The sequence below is a fragment of the Mycobacterium sp. 852002-53434_SCH5985345 genome (assembly GCF_001667155.1).
GTDB lineage: Bacteria > Actinomycetota > Actinomycetes > Mycobacteriales > Mycobacteriaceae > Mycobacterium.
Genome location: NZ_LZIE01000063.1, coordinates 54,092 through 73,756, shown reverse-complemented (window position 1 = coordinate 73,756; position 19,665 = coordinate 54,092). Strand labels below are relative to the sequence as shown.

21 protein-coding genes are annotated in these 19,665 nt (G+C 67.6%); 7 read left to right on the top strand and 14 right to left on the bottom strand.

Annotation, left to right across the window (positions count from 1 at the left end):
- Window positions 1–6: 6 nt before the first annotated feature.
- From A5756_RS15440 to A5756_RS15415, 6 genes are read right to left on the bottom strand one after another with little or no spacing between them, the layout of a single operon-like run.
- Entirely contained in the window at window positions 7–408 is a 402-nt protein-coding gene (locus A5756_RS15440; protein WP_066953747.1) for a Zn-ribbon domain-containing OB-fold protein, read from the bottom strand.
- Between the two features lie 2 nt (window positions 409–410).
- Complete coding sequence (locus A5756_RS15435) at window positions 411–1,613, bottom strand: thiolase family protein (RefSeq protein ID WP_066953744.1); 1,203 nt, start codon at window positions 1,611–1,613, stop codon at window positions 411–413.
- The gene (locus A5756_RS15430) at window positions 1,610–2,065 is read right to left on the bottom strand and encodes a MaoC/PaaZ C-terminal domain-containing protein (protein WP_066953741.1); all 456 of its coding nucleotides are present in this window, start codon (window positions 2,063–2,065) and stop codon (window positions 1,610–1,612) included. Before A5756_RS15430 ends, A5756_RS15435 begins: the two co-directional genes overlap by 4 nt.
- 7 nt (window positions 2,066–2,072) lie before the next feature.
- The gene (locus A5756_RS15425; RefSeq protein WP_066953738.1) at window positions 2,073–2,582 is read right to left on the bottom strand and encodes a MaoC family dehydratase N-terminal domain-containing protein; all 510 of its coding nucleotides are present in this window, start codon (window positions 2,580–2,582) and stop codon (window positions 2,073–2,075) included.
- Window positions 2,579–3,697 carry an acyl-CoA dehydrogenase family protein gene (locus A5756_RS15420; RefSeq protein WP_066953735.1) on the bottom strand — a complete coding sequence of 373 codons (1,119 nt, stop codon included), beginning with the start codon at window positions 3,695–3,697 and terminating at the stop codon, window positions 2,579–2,581. Before A5756_RS15420 ends, A5756_RS15425 begins: the two co-directional genes overlap by 4 nt.
- 3 nt (window positions 3,698–3,700) lie before the next feature.
- Window positions 3,701–4,879, bottom strand: coding sequence for an acyl-CoA dehydrogenase family protein (locus tag A5756_RS15415; protein ID WP_066953732.1), 1,179 nt, complete (start codon window positions 4,877–4,879; stop codon window positions 3,701–3,703).
- A 273-nt stretch (window positions 4,880–5,152) separates the two neighbouring features.
- Here A5756_RS15415 and A5756_RS26275 point away from each other — a divergent pair, with 273 nt between their 5' ends.
- A complete protein-coding gene (locus tag A5756_RS26275) occupies window positions 5,153–5,317 on the top strand; it encodes a hypothetical protein (RefSeq protein ID WP_197505379.1) in 165 nt (54 codons plus the stop codon).
- Between the two features lie 12 nt (window positions 5,318–5,329).
- On the opposite strand, the gene A5756_RS15405 is transcribed toward A5756_RS26275, so the two are convergent.
- On the bottom strand, window positions 5,330–7,987 hold the full coding sequence (locus A5756_RS15405) for an FHA domain-containing protein (RefSeq protein WP_197505380.1): 2,658 nt from the start codon (window positions 7,985–7,987) through the stop codon (window positions 5,330–5,332).
- Between the two features lie 123 nt (window positions 7,988–8,110).
- Here A5756_RS15405 and A5756_RS25930 point away from each other — a divergent pair, with 123 nt between their 5' ends.
- The gene (locus tag A5756_RS25930) at window positions 8,111–8,263 is read left to right on the top strand and encodes a hypothetical protein (RefSeq protein WP_156659552.1); all 153 of its coding nucleotides are present in this window, start codon (window positions 8,111–8,113) and stop codon (window positions 8,261–8,263) included.
- A gap of 58 nt (window positions 8,264–8,321) precedes the next feature.
- Here the strand turns inward: A5756_RS25930 and A5756_RS15400 are convergent, their stop codons facing one another.
- On the bottom strand, window positions 8,322–9,359 hold the full coding sequence (locus tag A5756_RS15400) for an alpha/beta hydrolase (RefSeq protein ID WP_066953727.1): 1,038 nt from the start codon (window positions 9,357–9,359) through the stop codon (window positions 8,322–8,324).
- Between the two features lie 195 nt (window positions 9,360–9,554).
- On the opposite strand from A5756_RS15400, the gene A5756_RS15395 reads away from it, so the two are divergent.
- Window positions 9,555–10,400, top strand: coding sequence for an SDR family NAD(P)-dependent oxidoreductase (locus tag A5756_RS15395; RefSeq protein WP_066953724.1), 846 nt, complete (start codon window positions 9,555–9,557; stop codon window positions 10,398–10,400).
- Window positions 10,401–10,415: 15 nt separating this feature from the next.
- Here A5756_RS15395 and A5756_RS15390 read toward each other — a convergent pair whose 3' ends face one another.
- The 4 genes from A5756_RS15390 to A5756_RS15375 form a co-directional block, all read right to left on the bottom strand.
- Window positions 10,416–10,937, bottom strand: a complete 522-nt coding sequence (locus A5756_RS15390; RefSeq protein ID WP_231989153.1) for an isoprenylcysteine carboxyl methyltransferase family protein — start codon at window positions 10,935–10,937, stop codon at window positions 10,416–10,418.
- Window positions 10,931–12,037, bottom strand: a complete 1,107-nt coding sequence (locus A5756_RS15385) for a type III polyketide synthase (protein ID WP_082959061.1) — start codon at window positions 12,035–12,037, stop codon at window positions 10,931–10,933. The genes A5756_RS15390 and A5756_RS15385 overlap by 7 nt, the downstream gene beginning before the upstream one ends.
- Before the next feature lie 125 nt (window positions 12,038–12,162).
- Window positions 12,163–14,397, bottom strand: a complete 2,235-nt coding sequence (locus tag A5756_RS15380; RefSeq protein WP_082960041.1) for a molybdopterin-dependent oxidoreductase — start codon at window positions 14,395–14,397, stop codon at window positions 12,163–12,165.
- Window positions 14,398–14,445: 48 nt separating this feature from the next.
- Window positions 14,446–14,871, bottom strand: coding sequence for a PPOX class F420-dependent oxidoreductase (locus A5756_RS15375; protein WP_066953720.1), 426 nt, complete (start codon window positions 14,869–14,871; stop codon window positions 14,446–14,448).
- Between the two features lie 184 nt (window positions 14,872–15,055).
- Here A5756_RS15375 and A5756_RS15370 point away from each other — a divergent pair, with 184 nt between their 5' ends.
- On the top strand, window positions 15,056–15,238 hold the full coding sequence (locus tag A5756_RS15370) for a hypothetical protein (protein WP_066953717.1): 183 nt from the start codon (window positions 15,056–15,058) through the stop codon (window positions 15,236–15,238).
- A gap of 13 nt (window positions 15,239–15,251) precedes the next feature.
- On the opposite strand, the gene A5756_RS15365 is transcribed toward A5756_RS15370, so the two are convergent.
- Window positions 15,252–16,094, bottom strand: a complete 843-nt coding sequence (locus A5756_RS15365) for a transglutaminase family protein (protein WP_066953716.1) — start codon at window positions 16,092–16,094, stop codon at window positions 15,252–15,254.
- Window positions 16,095–16,170: 76 nt separating this feature from the next.
- On the opposite strand from A5756_RS15365, the gene A5756_RS15360 reads away from it, so the two are divergent.
- From A5756_RS15360 to A5756_RS15350, 3 genes are all read left to right on the top strand, one after another.
- A complete protein-coding gene (locus tag A5756_RS15360) occupies window positions 16,171–16,620 on the top strand; it encodes a nuclear transport factor 2 family protein (RefSeq protein WP_066953713.1) in 450 nt (149 codons plus the stop codon).
- A 199-nt stretch (window positions 16,621–16,819) separates the two neighbouring features.
- The gene (locus A5756_RS15355; protein ID WP_066953710.1) at window positions 16,820–18,211 is read left to right on the top strand and encodes a wax ester/triacylglycerol synthase family O-acyltransferase; all 1,392 of its coding nucleotides are present in this window, start codon (window positions 16,820–16,822) and stop codon (window positions 18,209–18,211) included.
- Between the two features lie 27 nt (window positions 18,212–18,238).
- On the top strand, window positions 18,239–19,099 hold the full coding sequence (locus A5756_RS15350; RefSeq protein WP_082959064.1) for an alpha/beta fold hydrolase: 861 nt from the start codon (window positions 18,239–18,241) through the stop codon (window positions 19,097–19,099).
- A 52-nt stretch (window positions 19,100–19,151) separates the two neighbouring features.
- On the opposite strand, the gene A5756_RS15345 is transcribed toward A5756_RS15350, so the two are convergent.
- Window positions 19,152–19,628 carry a nuclear transport factor 2 family protein gene (locus A5756_RS15345; protein ID WP_066953707.1) on the bottom strand — a complete coding sequence of 159 codons (477 nt, stop codon included), beginning with the start codon at window positions 19,626–19,628 and terminating at the stop codon, window positions 19,152–19,154.
- Between the last annotated feature and the right edge of the window lie 37 nt (window positions 19,629–19,665).

Here is a 19,665-nt window from a genome sequence, read left to right as displayed (position 1 = left end):
AGTCGGTCACGCCGGCCGGTACTTCAATAGGGTGATTCCGTCTTCGGGCAGATCGTAGAATACCGGCTCGACCCGCATGCCGATTCCGACGTCGCCAGGGTCGACGTCCACCAGCTCGGTGCTAAATTTCGGTCCCGCGTCCCACTGCACGACGGCCGGCAGCTGCGGTAGCGAGCCGGCCCAGGGCGGGCCGGTGGGCCTGCGGGCGATCGTGAACGTGTACAGCGTTCCCGCGCCGTCGATTTCGCGCCATTCCAGATCGTCGGCCAATGTTCCCGGTGCAAGGGTGCGCGGGTAGAACACGTAGCGCCCCAGCGAGGGTGAGTACTGCACCAGGATGCGGTGCTGGGCCAGGGCGTCCCAGAAGGGCCGCGACACCGGCGTCGGCTCGGGAACCGGGATGCTCACCGCTAGTCCCCCCGCATCAGCAGCGCGACCTGCTCGCTCATGATGCCGCCGTTGCCGGTGACGAAAGCGGTGTGGCAGTCGCGCACCTGCGCATCGCCGGCCCGGCCCATCACCTGCCGGGCACCGTCGACGACGTGGTGCATGCCGCCGGCCATGCCGGCCTGGCCGAAGGACAGTTGGCCGCCGGCGGTGTTGAGTGGAAAGTCACCGCGGTAGGTCAGGTCGTGGCCGGCGATCCAGGACATCCCCTCGCCCTTCCCGCAGAACCCGGCGTCCTCGAGGCTCATCAGCACGGTGATGGTGTAGCAGTCGTAGATCGACGCCATGTCCACCTCGGACCGGTTCAGGCCGGCCATCGCGAACGCCCGGTCGGCGGCGCGGGCGATCGGGGTGCGCAGCAAGTCCTCGGCGTACGTCGGGGTCTTGAAGGCGATGTGTTCGCCAAAGCCCTTGATCCACACCGGGCGGTGGCGGCCGCGCCGGGCGATGTCGGCGTTGGCGATCAGCACGCCCGCTCCCCCGTGCACCCGCATCACGGTCTCCAGCATGTGGATGGGGTCGGCGATCATCGGGCTGGCGAGAACGTCGTCGACCGTGATCGGGGTCCCGTGGAAGACCGCGCCCGGATGGGCGCACGCGTTGGTGCGCTGGTCGACGGCGATCTTGGCCACCGCGGCAGGGTCGTAGCCGAACTCGGCCGCATAGCGCTGCGCGATCTGCGCGTAGGGTGCGTTCTGGCCGACGTTGCCATATGGGATCTCGAATTCCGCTTGCGGCGACCCATAGTTGTTCGACGACGCCCCAAACCAATTGGCGGCCGGCGGTGGCCGCTTCTCGGACTGCGGCTGCGAAGCCGATCCCGGAACCACGGCGAGGGCCGCGTCGCAGATGCCGAGCTCCACGGCGGCCGCGGCCCGCCAGATCATGCCCGCCGCCGTGGCGCCGCCCAGGTCGACGCGCTCACCGAAATCGAGTGGCAGGCCGAGGTATTCGCACAGGGTGGCAGGTGCGAACATCGCCGACTCGGCGATGCCGTGGGTCAGCAGGCCGTTGACGCACGCGGCATCGACGCCGGCGTCCTCGATCACCATCTTGGCCAGCAGCGCGTACTGGTCGAGGGTGAACAGCGGCGGGCGGGTGGGACGCCGCTGCGCCGGCAACTCGGCGATGCCGACGATCGCGGCCTCACCCCGCAGGCCGGTCACCGATCGGCTCCCCGAGGCGTTCGGCGGCGGGGTAGTTCGATCGTCGCCGTGCCGGGCATCAGCACCGTCGCCTCGCGGCGGCCGGCGATGTCGAGGTCCACCAGCCCGGCGCCCCGGTCGGAGAGGCGTTTGCCGGTGACCGTGCCGCCGAAGCTCAACGGCTGGCCGGGGTGGGCGACCGCGCGGTTCTGGACGGAGAAGGACACCAGCCGGCCACGGGCGCCGATCCAGTCCCCGATGGCCCGGCCGAGCAGCGCGGCCTGCAGCGGGCCGTGCACCAGCACGTCGTCGTAGCCCTCGACCGTGCGCGCCCAGTCCTTGTCGTAATGGATGCGGTGGCCGTTGTAGGTGGCGGCGCTGAAAAAGAACAACTGCGTCTCGTCGACGGTGACGGTGAGGTCGGGCATCGCGTCACCCACCTCGACGTCCTCATAAAAGACTTGGTCGGCCATGACGCTCCTAGGGACGGGCGATCATCGAAGTCGATGCTTCGGCGAGCAGCTCTCGGTGCTGGTTGCGGTACACCGTGCGCCAGGTGACCAACACGAATCTGCCGGAGCGGCCCTGCTTTTCGACGATGGACTCGACGCTGCGCACCATTTCGATGTCGTCGCGGTGATAGGCCGGCAGGTGGAAGGTGAAACTCTCGCCGCCGGCCATCCGCTTCGGCGCGCGCGGGAACGCGAGGCTGCCCGAGATCGCGCCGGAGGAACCGTCGGGCCGCAGTGCCTCGAGGTGCGTAACACCGAGCACCGCGTACTGCAGGTAAAGCGGAGGGCAGATGATGTCACGAAAGCCGCTGGCCCTGGCGTAGTCCGGGTCGAACCACAACGGGTTGTGGTCACCGATCGCCGCCGCCCAGCGTTGCCAGTCGCGCCGGTTCATTTCGCCTGTCGCCGTGGCGGCGACGGTGCCGACGCGCGACGCGGATTCGGCATCGATCAAGCTGTCATGTTCATTCGAGCTCATCCAGGCTCCTCCGAGTCCAGCGTCTCCTCCAGCCACGATGCGGCTACGTCCGCCCCGCCACCCCACGTCGAGCCCAGCCGTGCCCGCTCCGTCCACAAATGCAGGTCGGTTTCGGTGACATACCCCATGCCGCCGTGCAATTGGTGGGCATTTAGCGTGACCAGCCTGGCCGCGCCGGCCGCGTGCATCCGCGCGATGGCGGTTTCCCGGGTCGCCGTGCGGCCGCGTGCGATCCAGAAGACCGCCGCGTGGGCGGCCAGCCGCGCCGCCGCCACGGCGATGTGCATGTCGGCGACCAGGTGCTGGGCGGCCTGGAACGACGCGATGGGCCGGCCGAATTGGTGACGCAGCGTGGTGTAGTCGACGGTGCGGTCGAGGACCGCCTGCCCGACTCCCACCAGGTCCAGCGATCCCAATGCCACCGCCGAATTGGCCACTCGGCGCAATTGCAAGGCGGAGACGTCACCGAGCAGCGCGTCGGCGGGGACCACAACGTCGTCGAAGCGCACGGTGAACGCCCGGTTCCCGCCGGCCATCGCGAGCGGTTCCGTGGCCACCCCGGTTGCCTTGGTCTCGACGACGAAAGCGAACGTATGTTCTTGCGCCGCAGCCGAAATCACGATGATGTCGGCGACGTCGGCGTCGGCGACGTAGTCCGCGATACCGTTCAGCCGCCATTGCCCCGACACCGGGTCGGCGCGGAGTGCCGCCGACACCACGGCGGCGTCGCGTGCGCTGCACAGCGCCGTGGTGCCGCGAACGGTGCCGCGGGCCAGCGGCGGCAGCCAGGTGCCCTTGGCATTCGGGGAGCCGAGCTGGTCGACCGCGAGCGCGGCTTGAATGCTGCTGTGAATCGTCGTCGGGCATAGCGCGCGCCCCGCCTCGGTGTAGAAGACGGCGAGATCGTCGAGCGAGCCGCCGGAGCCACCGTATTCCTCGGCGATGGCCAGCCCTAGGATGCCCGCGTCGGTCAGCGCCTTCCACAGCGCCGGGGTGCGACGGTCCGCGTCCGGTTCGTTCAGCGCGCGCACCAACGGCACGGGGCTCTCGGCCGCCAACAGTGCGCGCAACGCCGAGGCGAACTCGCGCCGCTCAGCGGTGGGTATCGCTTTCATGCGTCAGCGCCCATAGCTGGGCATCTTGTGCCCGCGCTGGGCGATGATGTCGCGGAGCACCTCATTGGTGCCGCCGCCGAAACGCATCAGGGGCGCAGCCCGATAGAGCCGCTCGAACTTGCCGCCCAGCGGCGCCTCTTGGCTGCGGTGCGCCAACAAACCGTCCGGGCCGAGCAGGTCGAGCGCGAGCACCGCGATGCGCTGGCGCAGTTCACTGGTGAAGATTTTCTCGACGCTGACCTCCAGAGAAGGGATGACGCCGCTGTCGAGGATCGACGCGGCCTCATAGCCCATCAGGGTGGCCACCGCCACGTCGGCTTCCGCCTGCGCGAGCCGGTGCCGCAGCGACGGGGTGTCGGCGGGCACCGTGCCGTCGCGGCGCGGCGTTCGCGCCAGCTCGCGCAGCTCATCGACGGCGCGGCGTAGGTCGCCGGCGTTGGTCAGCGCGCCGCGTTCCAGGTCCAGCGCGCCGGTGATGTACGTCCAGCCGCGGTTGACCTCGCCCACCAGGTTGGTGACCGGCACCCGGACGTCGCGGAAGTGCACCTCGTTGGTGCGATACCCCGACCACGCGTAGAGGGGGCGGATCGTCACGCCGGGACTGTCGATCGGCACGATGATGACCGAAATGCCCCGATGCCGAACGCCGTTGGGGTCGGTACGCACGCAAAGCCACTCGTGGGTGGCGCGCTGTGCGCCGCTGTTCCAGGTCTTGGTGCCGTTGATCACCCATTCGTCGCCGTCGCGGACAGCACTGGTGCGCAGACTGGCCAGGTCGGTGCCGGCGTCGGGTTCGGAATAGCCCACGGCGCAGATCATTTCGCCCTTGGCGATCAGCGGCAGCCATTCGGATTTGTTCCGTTCGGTGCCGTGCCGCATGATCATCGGCGCCACGGACGTGACCGTCAGGTCGGGCCCGGGGACGCCCCAGTACTCGAACTCGCTCATGAGCAGATGCAGGTGCATGGCACCCAGGCCCAGTCCGCCGTACTCGGGTGGCCAATTCAGCCCGAACCAGCCCTTCTCCCCGATCCTGCGACGGAACCGGGCGACCTCGCCGTCGGGAAACTCCAGATCGTGCTCGACGAGTTCGGCCCGCAGCTCCGCGGTGACGTTGTCGTGGAGGAACTCGCGGATCTCGGTGAGCCAGGCGCGCTGCCCGGCATCGAGTTCGAAATCCATTCGGGCGCCTCTGCCTTTCTGCAGCCTTTCTGAAAGGCTTATCACCAAGCAGCGCCAGCGTATCGCCACGGTGAGATCACGCCAGGGATTTCGTCGTGACGTCACCCTCGGCGCGGGGCGCGATCTGATCGCTCCGACTGTAAAGACGCTGTCAAACTCCCGTTAATTCGCGTCGGCGCTCTCGCAGATGCGCGGTCGGGCTGCCAAGCTTTTTACATCGGCCGGTCGATGCTGACCAGGCACTCTGCCCAGCCGCAGCCTGAGGGAGAAGTCATGCCCACTCTTGAGACCCGCCTCCGCGAAGACATGCACAACTATGCCGTCGAGTTGCGCCAGCTGGCGTACACCCTGCCGCTGGGCGTTGGCGAGCATGCGCTCCTGGAATTGTCCGACCGCATGCGGACGGCCGCGGAGCAGGTAATCCGCAAGGGGGCCTGACCCGGCGCGAGCTCAGCCGCCCTTGAGCCGGATCTTCCAGCGGACGAAGCTCAGGTAGAACACGCTGATAACCACCAGCATGGCGATGTCGAACCACCATGCGCCCGGCGTGTGATGCCAGTGGGCATCCTTCGGGCTGAGCGGACCGGGCACCAATTTGGTCAGGTCGGCGGTGGAGGCCGACGCCGCGAACCCCCAGCGCGCCGGCGTCGCCCAGGACATCTGGTCCAGTCCGAGCCGCCCGGTTACCGGGATCATGCCGCCGGAGAACACCAGCTGCGACATGACCGCCACCACCAGGAGCGGCATGATCTGTTCGTTCGACTTGGCGATGGCCGACAGCGCCAGCCCAAGCATCGCCGAGGCCACGCACGTCAACGCGACGTCGACGAACAGCTCGAGACCCGGCCGGCCCAGCGCCACCGCCCCCTGAGACGGACCGCCCTTGCCGAGCAGCACGATGATGGTCACGATCGCCGATTGGATGACCGCGAAAATCGTGTAGACGCAGACCTTCGCCATCAGGTAGGCACTGGTCGACAGGCCGACCGCCTGTTCGCGCAGGAAGATCGGGCGTTCACCGATCAGGTCGCGGATGGTCAGCGCGGTCCCCATGAACACCGCGCCCACGTTGAGCAACACCAGGATCTGCCCGGGCTCGTTGGGTGCGGCGCCCATGGGATTGGGGATGCCGAACCCGACGTCGCCGGGCACGGACATAGACAGCGAACCCATGATGAACGGCAGCACCGCCAGGAAGACGAAGTAGCCGCGGTCGGAGAAGATCAACCGGACCTGCCGCCTGGCGATCGTGGAGAACTGCCGGAACAGGCTCGTGTGCGACGGGTCGCCCAGGTCGGCGGGCTGCTGCGCCGGGGGTGGTGGCGGCGGCGGGCCCGTGCGCGCCAGGTACCGCGCCTTCGCCCCATCCGGGTCGCCCGCGACCGAGCTGAAGATGTCGGCCCAGTTGGTCGTGCCCATGGCCGGCCCGATCTGGCCAGGCGGCCCGCAGAATGCGGTCTTGCCTCCGGGCGCCAGCAGTAGGACCTGATCGCAGACGTCCAGGTACGTCAGCGAGTGGGTGACCACGAGCACGACACGTCCGGCGTCCGCCAGCTGCCGCAGCATCGTCATCACCTGGCGGTCCAGCGCCGGGTCCAGCCCCGAGGTCGGCTCGTCCAGGATCAGCAGCGACGGCCCGGTCAGCAGCTCGAGGGCGACCGAGGCGCGCTTGCGCTGGCCGCCGGAGAGCTTGTCGACCCGGGTGTGCAGGTGCTGGGTCATCTCGAGTTCCTCGAGGACCCGGGCCACCACCTGAGCCCGGTCGTCCTTCGTGGTGTCCGGGGGCAGCCGCAGCTCGGCGGCGTACATCAACGCCTGCTGCACCGTCAGCTGTCCGTGCACCACGTCGTCCTGGGGGACCATGCCGATCCTGCTGCGCAGCGAGGCGTACTCGGCGTGCACGTTGTGGCCCTCGAACGCGACCGTGCCCCTGGTCGGGTGCGTGTATCCCGCGACCAACCGGGCGAACGTCGACTTGCCCGCACCCGAGGGGCCGATGACGGCCGTCAGCGTTCCGGGCTGCGCTCCCAGCGAGATGTCGTCCAGCAGCGTCTTGTTGTTCTCGATCGTCCAGGTCACCCCGCGCACGTCCAGGCCGCCCGTGGGGGTGGCGGTCGCGCTCTCGTCGCGGCGGGCCAACGTGCCGCCGGCGAAGACGAGGTCGATGTTGCCGATCGTGACGACGTCGCCGTCGTGCAGCACCGCCGAGTCGACCCGGGCGCCGTTGACGAAGGTGCCGTTGATGCTGCGGTTGTCGTGGATCTCGGTGCCGTGTGGCGTCGGAATCAGGGTGGCGTGGTGGCGGGACGCCAGCACTTCGGGAATGACGATGTCGTTGTCGTTGGCCCGGCCGATTTTGATCGCGCCAGGCGCGGACTCCGCCGCGGCTTTGCCGGGCCGCAGGATCTTCAGCATCGATGTCGCGAGGTTCGACGCATCAGCGCCGACGCGGCCGGTCTCCAGCCCCGTCGGGGGCTGGGCGTGGGTCGGGGGAACATTCACCGGCGACGAGCGGTAGATGTGCGGTGCCTGTTGTGGTCCGCTGGGCGGTGCCGCGGGATGGCCACCGGTCGGGTATCGGGGCTGGGGGGCCGACGGGTAGCTCGGCATCGATCCGCTCGGCGGGTGGACGGGCTGCGGTCCGCTGGGCTGCCGGAAAGCGGCCGACGGTGACTGCTGGGGCTGGCCGGGCCAGTGCGCGCCGGGCGGCTGGGTCTGGGGCACCTGAGGGTTCGCCATGCTGGCCGGGTTGACGATCGGTATCGACGTCGTCAGCGGGGGGCGCCCGGCCGAGCCCTGGTGGCGGCCGACCTCGAAGGTAAGCGCCGGGCCGTCCGGATTGCCGATGTTGACGCGCGTGCCGTCCTGGATGTCGACCATGGGCACGCGATGATGGTTGACGAACAGCCCGTTCAGGCTGCCGTTGTCGACGGCGATCCATCGGCCCTGGTCGAATCGGACGATGAGGTGGGTGCGGGAGATCAGGGGATGCGCCACGCGTACGTCGGCCCGCAGGTCACGCCCGATCGCAACATCATTGCCTGCGGCGAACGTGCGCTCGGATCCCTCGTACCGCACGGTCAACACGGGCGGGGCTGGTCGGCTCATCAGGACCAACTGTATCGGCAGCCGCAAGAATCGGGACGCCGAATTTCGGCCGGACCTCGCCACCAGCTAGGACGCGACGCGTTGGGCCCCGGGTTTGCCGTATGGGTGGGGAACCCGCCGTGCATGGGAGGAGCGTTCGTCGCCGACGTCTCCCTGCGCGCCACCGCCGACGATCCGCCCGCCGCCGGCCCCGCGAGTGCCGGGTCACTCGAGACGCCCCGCCCGACTGGCAGGAGCAGTCTGATGGACCACGAATCCGAGGATGTCGACCAGTAGGTGACCCGGCTCGTCATTATCGAATCAGCTTGGGCTGCAGGCACTTCCGGGAGTTCTGCTACCCCGCGGCTGCGGTGGCTTGCAAACTATAGCGCCACGACTCGCGCGCTGCGGTGACGTCCTTGATGAAATCCCCGATGTAGCGAATGGCCCGTCGGCCCTCGGGCAGGATGTCCGCCGCCAGCGGGAAGTCGTGGATCTGTCCGTCCCATAGGTGCAGATCGCACGGGATTCCGCTGGCTTCCAAGCGCTTTGCCATGAATTCGGCATCCGGAAGCAGCAACTCGTCGGAGCTGGCATGGATGGTCACCGGCGGCAACGACGAGAGATCGGCGTCGACGGGTGAGGCGACGGTGGAGTCGCCGCGCCCCTCCAAAAGCTGTGCCCTGCTGAGGTATTGGGCGAACATCGACAAAGCCCCACGGGTGAACATCGAGCATTTGCGCGCGTTGCGGTGCTTCAGCTTTCGTGCCGGGTCGGCGTCGGTGAACGGTGAGATCGCCGCAATCCCCGCGGGCCTCATCAGCTCACTGCTGATGGCCAGCAGCGTGGTCATGAACGCGAGATATCCGCCGGCGGAATCGCCGGCCACTACTACCTGGTCGCCGTCGAAGCCGCGATCCTGCAGCCAGCGTAGGCCGCTCAGCCCATCGTCGATCGCGTCGGTTATCTGATGCGTGGGCAGCTTTCGGTATCCGACCGTGAGCACGGCGGCGTCCGCGGCTTTCGAAAGACGCGTCACCACCGAGCGATGGGTGTTCAGCCCGCAGGTCAGGAAGGCACCGCCGTGCAGATAGAGGATGGCCCGATCGGTCGACGCGCCGGGGGCGCAAACCCACTCGGCGGCACAGTTTTCCAGCTGCACCGGTTCGATATCCGCCGGAATGCCGAGGCGCGGCGCCAATCCCGCGAGCCCGTCGACGTATTCGAATGGCCAGTGCAGGTTCGGGCTGAATGCCCACGCGCGCACGGTGTTCTTCACAATCAGGCGGCTGGCCAACGAGACCGCGACCGATTGCGGGCTGTGGCGATGGTGGATTCGCCGCTTCATTGCGAGACTTGGCAATACGCGACGCGGATCGGTGGTGCTAACCATGCAATCCCTCCTAAGTGGGCAGGGAATACCCCGCAACGGCTGGGAAAAACTGCGAGTTAAGGTCGCATGAATGTTGGCTACATCACGGTTTATCGGCGCGGGCGGATGGGTACAAGGGAACTTTCCGCGGCTTGCCGCGCCTTGGCCTTGGCCGATTTCCGGCCGATATCCGCCCACTACGCCAAGATATGAGCGATGAGCGACGAAACGCGCGCTGAGCCGCTGCTCGGCGGCCGGGTGGCGGTGGTGACGGGCGGTGGCGGCGGCATCGGCGCGGCCACCGCCCGGGTCTTCGCTCAGCACGGCGCACACGTGGTCATCGTCGATATCGACGGCGGACTTGCCGCGGGCACCGTCGATGACATCGCGGCCTCGGGTGGATCGGCCGTGGCGGTGGTTACCGACGTCCGTGATGCGGATGCGGTGGACGACCTGGCGCGATCGGTGTTGGACCGCTACGGCCGGGTGGACGTTCTGGTCAACAACGTGGGCCACTGGCTGCGCCATCCGGGAGATTTCGTCGACACCGACACCCAGTTCTGGGACGAGCTGTACCGGATCAACCTGCACCACGTCTTCCTGGTCACCCACGCGTTCCTGCCGGAGATGGTGGCCCGGCGGGCCGGCGCGATCGTCAACGTCTCCTCCGTCGAGGGCCTGCGCGGCTACCCGGAGGACCCGGTCTATGCCGCATTCAAGGCCGCCGTCATCCAGTTCACCCGCAGCCTTGCGGTGCAGGTGGGCGTGCATGGGGTGCGAGTCAACGCGATCGCCCCCGACGTCACCGAATCCCTCCAGGTGCCCTACTCGCAGTGGCTGTCGGCCGACGAGCAGACCCAGTGGCCGCAGTGGGTGCCGCTCGGCCGGATGGGCGTGCCCGAGGATCAGGCCCACGTCATCCTGTTTCTGGCTTCCGACTTGTCGGCCTTCGTCACCGGCCACACCATCCCGACCGACGGCGGTACCGGCGCGGCGGGCGGTTGGTTCCGCTCGTCGCGCCGGCCCGACCGCGAGTGGACGAATCGCCCCATCGCGCCCTGATCACGCGGACAGCCCTCAGGCCAGGCCCAACGCGGCGTTCTCCGCGCGGATGCGCACCCTGAGCACGAGCGCGTTCGCGATGGTGAACACGGTCGCCGTCAGCCACGCCGAGTGAACCAGCGGCAACGCCGCCACCTCCGCCGCGACCGCCGTGTAATTGGGGTGGCGCACCCACCGATACAGCCCGTCGCTAACCAGCGGAGCATCCGGGATCACGATTAGCCTTGGGTTCCAACGTCTGCCGAGGATGCTCACGCAGCGCCACCGCACGATCGTGCTGAGCACCACGACCGCGAGCATGGGCCAGCCCAGCCACGGAATGAACGGCCGGTGAAGCGCCCAGGTTTCCACGACGCACGAAACCAGCAGCAGAGCATGCATGCTGACCATCGCCGGGTAATGGTCGCGGCCGAACTCCTTGCCCCCGTGCGCGAATGACCATTTGGTGTTTCGCTGCGCGACCGCCAGCTCGACCAGGCGTTCGCCGCCGATCGCCAGAATCAACAGGTAGTAGTACACGGCCTCGCCCCTCACCACTGCAGCAGCAGCAGCTCGAAGCTGAAGCCCGGACCCATCGCCAGCATGACCCCGAAGCTCCCTTCGGCCGGCGGCTCCGCCACCGTTCGGCGCAGCACGTCGAGCACGGATGCCGAAGAGATATTGCCGTTGTCGCGCATGGAGTTCCGGCTGTGGATCAACGCCTCCGCCGGTAGTCCGAGTGCGTCCTCAATCGAGTCGAGGACTTTGGGTCCGCCGGGGTGACACACCCACGTCGAGACGTCCGGCAGGGACAGGCCGTGGTCGGCCAGGAATCCGTCAACCTCTTTGCGCAGATGGGCGTCGGCCATCTTCGGCACGTCGCGCGACATCACGAGTTGAAAACCGCTGGAACCGACGTTCCAGCCCATGACGTCGACGGTCTCGGGCACGACGCAGCTGCGGGTCCCGAGGATTCGGGGCGCCCGACGATCCCTGCGGCCCTGAGGGATTCGATCGGCGCCCGTGGCTACCACCGCGGCGGCGCCGTCACCGAACAGCGACACACCGATGAGGGCGGGAACCGAGGTGTCGTCGCGCTGCAGCGTGAGGGAACACAACTCGACCGACAGGAGCACGGCCACATCCCCGGGGTAGCCATGCAGGTAGTCGTGCACGCGCGCCATCCCGGCGGCGCCGGCGACACAGCCCAGACCGAACAACGGGACACGTTTGATATTGGGCCGCAATCCGATTCGGGCCATCAGCCGTGCGTCGATGGTGGGCACCGCGATCCCGGTGCTGGATACCATCACGATGGTGTCCACCTCGTGTGGTTCTATGCCCGCGTCGGCCAGCGCCGACCGTATCGCCCGCTCGCCGAGGTCGACGGCGACCTCGAGATAGGCGTCGTTCGCTTCGGTGAAGCCGCTCAACCGCGGGTAACGCGACAGCGGCAGCGCGAGGCTGCGCTGGTCCACCCCCGTCGTCTGCGCGAAGCGCAGAAACCGCGGGTCGGTGAATTCGGTTAGCTCGCGGGCGACTTCGTCCTGGTTGTAGCGGTGCGAGGTGAAGGCCACCGCGGCGCCGACGATGTGCGGCGCGCCGCTGCCACGCTGGACGGCCCGCGATGTGGATGTGAGATGCGATGTTGCAGTCATGCCTAAGCCGACGACGGGTTCCGCTCAACGGTTCATCGGAGGGTCATCCTGGTGAGATGAACCACAGTCCTGCGCTAAGCGTTAACCAAGCGAGGGGGTATGCCGGGGGCAGCGGGCCAACGCGATCAGATTGTTTGCGCGGACCGGAATCGGGCTTGATCGTCGATGATCGTCACCGGGATGCCGTTGAGCGCGCCGTTGCCGGACGGCTCGTCGATAAACGTCGGCAGGGAGAGCACATTCGTGTTTGCGCCCGGCGAGCTGTTGGCCACCGCCATGCGGGTGCCCGGCTTGCCATGCCCCCAGCCGTGCGGCATCGACACCACGCCGGTTTTGATCGCGTCGGTGACCTCGGCCGGCACTTTGATTTCCCCGGCGTCCGATTTCACGGTGACGACATCGCCGTCCTCGATGCCGCAGCGGGCCGCGTCGTCGGGGTGAATCAGCAACGTGCACCGGTCCTTTCCCTTCATCAGCGCCGGCACGTTGTGCAGCCAGGTGTTGTTCGAGCGCAGGTGTCGGCGGCTCACCAGAACGAGCGGCTCGGCCGGTCGTTCCATCCGGGCGGCCAGCCTGGGCAGGTCGTCGAGCAGGTATTGCGGGGCGAGCCGGATCTTCTTGTCGGGGGTGCCGAGGATGTCCGGCAGCTGCGGGGCCATCGGGCCGAAGTCGATGCCGTTCGGGTTGGCCTTCAATAGGTCCAGCGTCAGCCCGCCCGGGTTTTTCCCGTACTGATCCCCGAAGGGCCCGGTTCGCAGCGTGAGGTCAAGCATGCGCTCGGGACCGCCCTGATCGTAGAGCTTGCGGATCTGAGCGCCGTCGACGCGGCGGGTGAAGGCCAGGTAATCGAAGAAGCCGTCGTCGATCGCCGTGACGTCGACATCTTCGGCCGGCGTGCCGGTGCACAGGCCGGTCAGCCGGATCAGGATCTCCCATTCGTGCGGGCGGTCCCCCGGATCGAACACCGGCGCCGAGTAATTCGCGATGCTGTGGATCGCAAAGAGCAGGATCAGGTCATCGTGGTGGGGTTGTTCGAGCGGGGATAGGCCGGGCAGGATCACATCGGCGTGCCGCGTCGTCTCGTTGAGCCAAAGATCAACGGAGATCATCGCTTCCAGCATCGGCAGGACTTCGTCGAGCTTGTCGCCGCCGGGAGTGGACAACACCGGGTTGCCGGCGACCGTGATGAGGGCCTTGAGCTGTCCCTCGCCCGGGGTGGCGATCTCTTCGGCCATGCAGGACACCGGCGCCTGGCCGAGCACTTCCTTCGCCCCGCGCACGCGGGTGCGCCAGCGGCCGAATTCCGGGAGGCCACCTTCCAGGCCGGGCAGCGGTTGCGTGGTGATCGACCAGGCCGCCGGCTTGGGGAACATCGCTCCCCCGGGAACGTCGAGATGGCCGGTCAAGATGTTGATGACGTCGACCAGCCAGCTGGCGAGGCTGCCAAACTCCTGATTGCACAGACCGATTCGGCCGTACACCACCGACTTTTCGGTGCCGGCGAGCTCGCGGGCCAAGAGCCGGATGCGGTCCTCGTCGATGCCGGTGACGGCGCTGACCCGTTCCGGCGGCCACTCCGCGGCGACCCGGCGCATCGTGTCAACCCCGTCGACGTGTGGTCCGGGATCGATCAGGCCCTCGTCAAACAGCGTGTGCGCCACGGCCAGCAGCAGCGCGGCATCCGTCCCGGGCACGATGGGAAGCCACTCGTCGGCGCGCGCCGCGGTCTGCGTGCGCACCGGGTCGATCACGATCACCTTGCCGCGCTGGCGGATCCGGTCGATCAGACCCATCACATCGGGCGCCGCCAGCAAGGACCCCTGCGACGCGGCGGGGTTGGCGCCCATGATCACCATCAGGTCGGTGCGTTCGATGTCGGGCACCGGGAAGTTCCACCAAAGGCCGTACATCAGGTGCGACGACAGGTTTTTGGGCCACTGGTCGACCGTCCCCGGTGAATACGTGATCGGCATGCCGGACATGCCCATCAGCACACCCGCGTACCGGGCCAGTGAAAACGAGTGCGCCAGCGGGTTACCGGTGTAGGCGGTGACCGCCCCGATTCCATACTTCTCGATCACCGGCGTCAGCAATTCGGTGCAGCGACGGAAGGCCGCGTCCCAGCTGACCTCCTGCCACTGGCCGTCTACCTTGATCATGGGCCGGCGGATGCGGTCCGGGTCGTCGTGGAGCGCCGCAAGTGAGACGCCCTTGGGGCAGATGTGTCCGCGGCTCCACACGTCGTCGCGGTTTCCCCGGATGCTGGTGACCCTGCCGCCGTCGACCTGAATCTCCAAGCCGCACATGGCTTCACACAGGGGGCAGGTGCGCAGATGCCTGCCGTCTTGGCCCGTCGTCACCCACTCACTGTATTCCGCTACTCACCGTCGCGGAAGTGGCAATCCGGGTCAGGACGCCCAGGGGCCGATGCCGCCGGCCTTTTCGATGCGAATCCGGGTCAGGAATCCGGCCGGCGCGCCGTCCGGCGGGAATTTCGTGTTCGGGTCCCCGAGGATCGGGTTGAGCTCCTCGAGAAGCTCGGGAGCGCCGCCCTCGACGATTCGCGCCGTGCCGGTGATGGAGAGGTACGGCCGCATCCCCGTGCTCGGCTCGTCGAGCGACACGACGGTGACGGCCACCCGCGGGTCGTTACGGACATTGCGAACCTTCTTGTGGGCGGCGAGGTGCGCGGTGACGAGTTCGTCTCCGTCGGGCGTCGACTGCAGAGCGACCCAGACCAGGCTGACCTGGGGGCTGCCGTCGGGGTTGAGGGTGACCAGGGTGGCATCGGCGCCCTTGCCGATCAGGTCGCGGGCGGCGTCGTTCAGCTTCATGCCTGATGTGACTGCCGGGGGCCGGGATTCATTCCCGTGTCCGGAATAAGCATGGACGGATGGCGGGTTGATGGTGGGCAGGGCGGCTTTTGAAACACATTTGAGTTCGACCAGTCGGCTGTACAAGCGCGACGCCCCGGCCCTAGCTTCGACGCAGTAGATCTTCGGGAAGGGAGCTGGCGCGTTGAGCGAACCACGGCACCCGTCGGGCATCGATTATCTGCGAGATGAAGTCCTCAGCCGACTGGACGCGCAACCGTTCGAGGACTGGTCCCCCGCCCTGCTGCGCGCCCTGATCGCCGTCTTCGATCTGAACGGCGTGACGCCGGCCGCCCCACGAGGCTTCCGGCCTCACATCGTGCGGTGACTTCGCAGAGCCGCTACCACAGGCTCACCAGTTGATCGACCGAATCCTTGGGTAGCTCCCCGTCCACCACCGCGGTGACCGTCGCGTTGTTCAGCGTGACGGAGCCTTTGTGGTTGTCCAGGAACGCCGTGTCGGCGGCATCACGACCGGTGGCGATCCGCACCATCGACTGCCGCGGCGACAGGCACGTCGCGTCGACCACACGCCAGACGCCGTCGACGAATGCCTCGGCCACCGCGTGGAAATCCATCGGCTGGCATCCCGGCGCGTAGACCGCCACCAGCCGGGCGGGGACGTTCAAAGCGCGCAGCAATGCGATCACCAGGTGGGCGTAGTCGCGGCACACACCGGCGCCCGCCAGCAACGTGTCGGTGGCGCCGTCGATCGGATCACTGGAGCCGGGAACGTAATTCAGCCGCGTGCCCACCCACGACGAGACCCTCTCGAGCAGCCTCTCCGAGGTCGCATACTGCTGGAACTCCGTGGCGGCGAAGCCGAAGAATTTGTCGGCCTCCGCGTACCGGCTCGGGCGCAGATAAGTGATCAAGTCGATGTCGCGCACGGGCGGGGGCTCAGCTTGTCCGGCCACCGTTGCCGAGTACGAAAGCGTGACGATCCCGGCTTCCGCCTCGATGGAATGGATCCGGGTGCCGTGCTCACCGACGATCTCACGCGGCTCAATTGGCTTACCGTCCAAGGTGATCGCCAGCGATTCGCTGACGTCGACACCCGGCTGCTGGGCAACGGTGACCTGGAATTCCAGGGTCGTCGGCGCCGTCACCTCGACTTCGATGTCGGTGCCGACGACACGTTTGAGATCGCCTGTTGTAATGACTGCCCCCTGCTTGCTCGCCACCTGCCTACGCTAGTCATCCAACACAAAGACCCGGCGATACGCAGCGCGAGAGCGCTCCTGGCGAGGAGTCACGACGGTGGAGACTTGGGAACTGGTCGCCCGTGAACGAATCCGCGAGACGTTGGCGAGATACAACTGGTCCGGTGACGCGGGCCGCCTCGAGGGTCTCGCGGAGACGTTCTGCCCAGACGGTGTCCTCGAGATACGAGGCTTCGAGCCGCTGCGCGGTCGATCCGCGATCGTCACCTTCCTCGGCGGCATCACCGGGACCGTCGCCGCCGGCGCCCGCGTGAAGCCCGTCGTCCGGCACAACGTCACCAACGTGGTGTTCACCGCACTGGATGCCGATCAGGCGCAGGTCTCGTCTTACTTCACCGTGCTCACCGACATCGGCCTCGACCATTTCGGCCGTTATCGCGACACCCTGGTGCCCGACGGTGACGCCTGGCTGATCAAGCATCGCAAGGTGTCGACCGACTGGGCGGCGCGCGGGTCGACGATGGCAAGGCGGTCGCGCGGTGACTGAGTCCTGCGCCGAGATGAACGTCGGTGGCAATTTCGTTGAATCTCTCGCTCAAATGTTTGCCGCAGACCGTTCAACGGCTACAGATAGGGATCAGACCTTGAGATTGCAGTCAACCGTGATTGCGTTCCCCGGTGGGGCCCGGGGCTGACCGCAGGTCACGTGACCAGCGGTCATGGCCACACAATCGAGACGAGCAAAAATGCAACGACTGAGTGGATTAGACGCGTTCTTTCTGTACCTGGAATCCCCAACGCAGCCGTTGAATGTTTGCTGCGTGCTGGAGTTGGACCCCGCTGAGTTGCCCGAGGGCTACACCTTCGAGCAATTTCGCGGGGCGCTGTCGGCGCAAGTGGACGCGGTGCCGGAATTCCGCCTCAAGCTGGCCGACACCCAGCTGAACTTCGACCACCCGGTCTGGGTGGACGACGAACTTTTCGACCTCGCGCGGCATCTCCACCGGGTTGCCCTGCCGGCGCCCGGGGGATCCCGGGAGTTAGCGGAGATCTGCGGGCACATCGCCGGGCTGGCGCTGGACCGCGATCGCCCGCTGTGGGAAATGTGGGTGATCGAGGGCCTGCACGGCCGCGCGCTGTCGGTCGTCCTCAAGGCCCACCACGCGGTGGTCGACGGGATCGGCGGGGCCAACCTGCTGGCCCAGTTGTGCAGCACCGCGCAGGACGCCCCAGCCCCGGAGCCCGCCGCCCGCTCCGGTGGGGCGAATCCCCTACAGATCGCCGCGTCCGGACTCATCGGCGCCGCGTTGCGGCCGTGGCGCCTGGCCAAGGTGGTGCCGGCAACCGCGCTGACGCTCGCGCAGACGCTGTTGCGCGCCCGCGGCGGCAGACCCACGATGGCCGCCCCGTTCGCTGCGCCGCCGACGGCGTTCAACGGCCCCTTCACCCGGCGCCGCAACGTCGCGTTCACGTCGCTTGACCTCGAGGACGTCAAGAAGGTCAAGAACAGGTTCGGAGTCACCATCAACGATGTGGTGACGGCGCTGTGCGCGGGCGCCCTGCGACAGTTCTTCTTGGACCGCAACGAACTTTCGGACAGCCCGATGGTGGCCAGCGTGCCGGTCTCGGTGCGGGGCAAATCCGACCGGCCGGGCCGCAACCAGACCACCTGGATGCTCTGCCGCCTCGAAACCCACATCGACGACCCGGCGGAACGACTGAGCGGCATCGCGCAGGGCAACGCCGCGGCCAAGGACCACGCCGCCGCAATGGGTTCCAGCCTGCTGCAGGACTGGACGCAGGTGACCGGTCAGACCATGTTCGGCGCCGCGATGAAGCTGCTGCCCCGTATCCCGCTGCCCGAGAAGCCGCCGCACAACCTGGTGCTGTCCAACGTGCCCGGGCCGCAGGAACAGCTGTACTTCATGGGCTGCCGGGTCGATGCGATTTATCCGCTCGGCCCGATCATCGCCGGTGCCGGACTCAACATCACCGTCATGTCGCTCAATGGCCGACTCGGCGTCGGCCTCATCTCCTGCCCCGACCTGGTTGCCGATCTCTGGGACCTCGCCGACGCGTTTCCCGCGGCGCTCAAAGAGCTGCTGAATTGCAGCGAATCGAGCCACCAGCGGAGCTGACCGCCACGGCATGGCAAGGTGGCACCCGTGACAGACACCGTTACGCAGCAGGACCTGAGCGAAATCAGCACTCCCAAGGGAGCTTTGCGCTACTACGACTGCGGCCCGGAATCAGCTCCGGTGTTGCTGTTCCTGCACGGCTCGGGACCGGGTGTCACCGGCTGGCGGAACTTCCGCGGCATACTGCCCGCGTTCGCCGAGCGGTTCCGTTGCCTGATCCTGGAGTTCCCCGGGTTCGGCGTCAGCGACGACTTCGGCGGTCACCCGATGGTGACCGCGTTCGGCACCGTGGCGCCCTTCCTGGACGCGCTCGGCGTCGAGCGGGTGCACATCGTCGGAAACTCGATGGGCGGCGGCGTCGGCATCAACTTCGCCACCGGAAACCCGGACCGCGTCCACCGGTTGGTCACCATCGGCGGCATCGGGACCAACATTTTCAGCCCGAGCCCCAGCGAGGGCATCCGGCTGCTGCAGGAGTTCGTCGAGGACCCCACCCGGCAGCGGCTGGTCGACTGGCTCAAGTCGATGGTCTACAACGAAGCGCTGATCACCGAGGAACTGATCGAGGAACGCTGGGAGCTGGCCACCGACCCGGACACGCTGGCCGCCGCGCGCCGCATGTACGGGAAAGCGGCCTTCGGTGCCATGAACGCCGCGATGGCCGCCTCCGACCGCCCGCTGCCGTGGGCCGTCATGCACAAGTTGACCGCGCCCACCCTGCTGACCTGGGGACGCGACGATCGGGTGAGCCCGCCGGACATGGCGCTCATCCCGATGCGCACCATCCCCAACGCGGAGCTGCACATCTTCCCCAACTCCGGCCACTGGGCGATGATCGAAGCCCGCGAGGCGTTCGAGAGCACGGTGCTGGCGTTCCTGTCCCGCTAGCGGCGATCGCGAGCGCGGCGCAGCCGGGCGAAGCGGGTCGCCGCCATCGAGGCTAAACCGACCCGGCCAGGCCTCTGCTCAATAGGTCGTGCGCGTCGGGATTGCCGTCCAGGACACGGGTGGTACGGACCTCGATCCGCCACTGGCCGTCGATCCGTCGCAGTGTGAAGTGGTTTGCGGCGCAACGCCATACGCGATATCCATCGCCGTCGCGGACCAGGACCAAGGACTCGCACACCGCCACCGCCGATTCGCCGGTGACCGTGACGACGCAGGGCCCAAGGAAATGCCCGCATCCCTTCGCCACCAGGTTCTGATGGGCCGACGAGCTCACCATGGCGTGCACCTCCGCCTGGCCCTCCATGCGCCAGCCGTCGACGTCGTAGATTCCGTCGTGTGCCCACAACCGCGCGGCCGCATCGGGATCCCCCGCGTCGACCGCCGGGCCATAGGAGGCGATCAGCCGCGCGATATCGCGTTCGTCCTCGAGCCGGCGCAGCCGAGTCGCCAACTCGTCGATGTCGCTCATAATTGCTCCTCATCGTCGGGATCGCGGCAGCGGACCA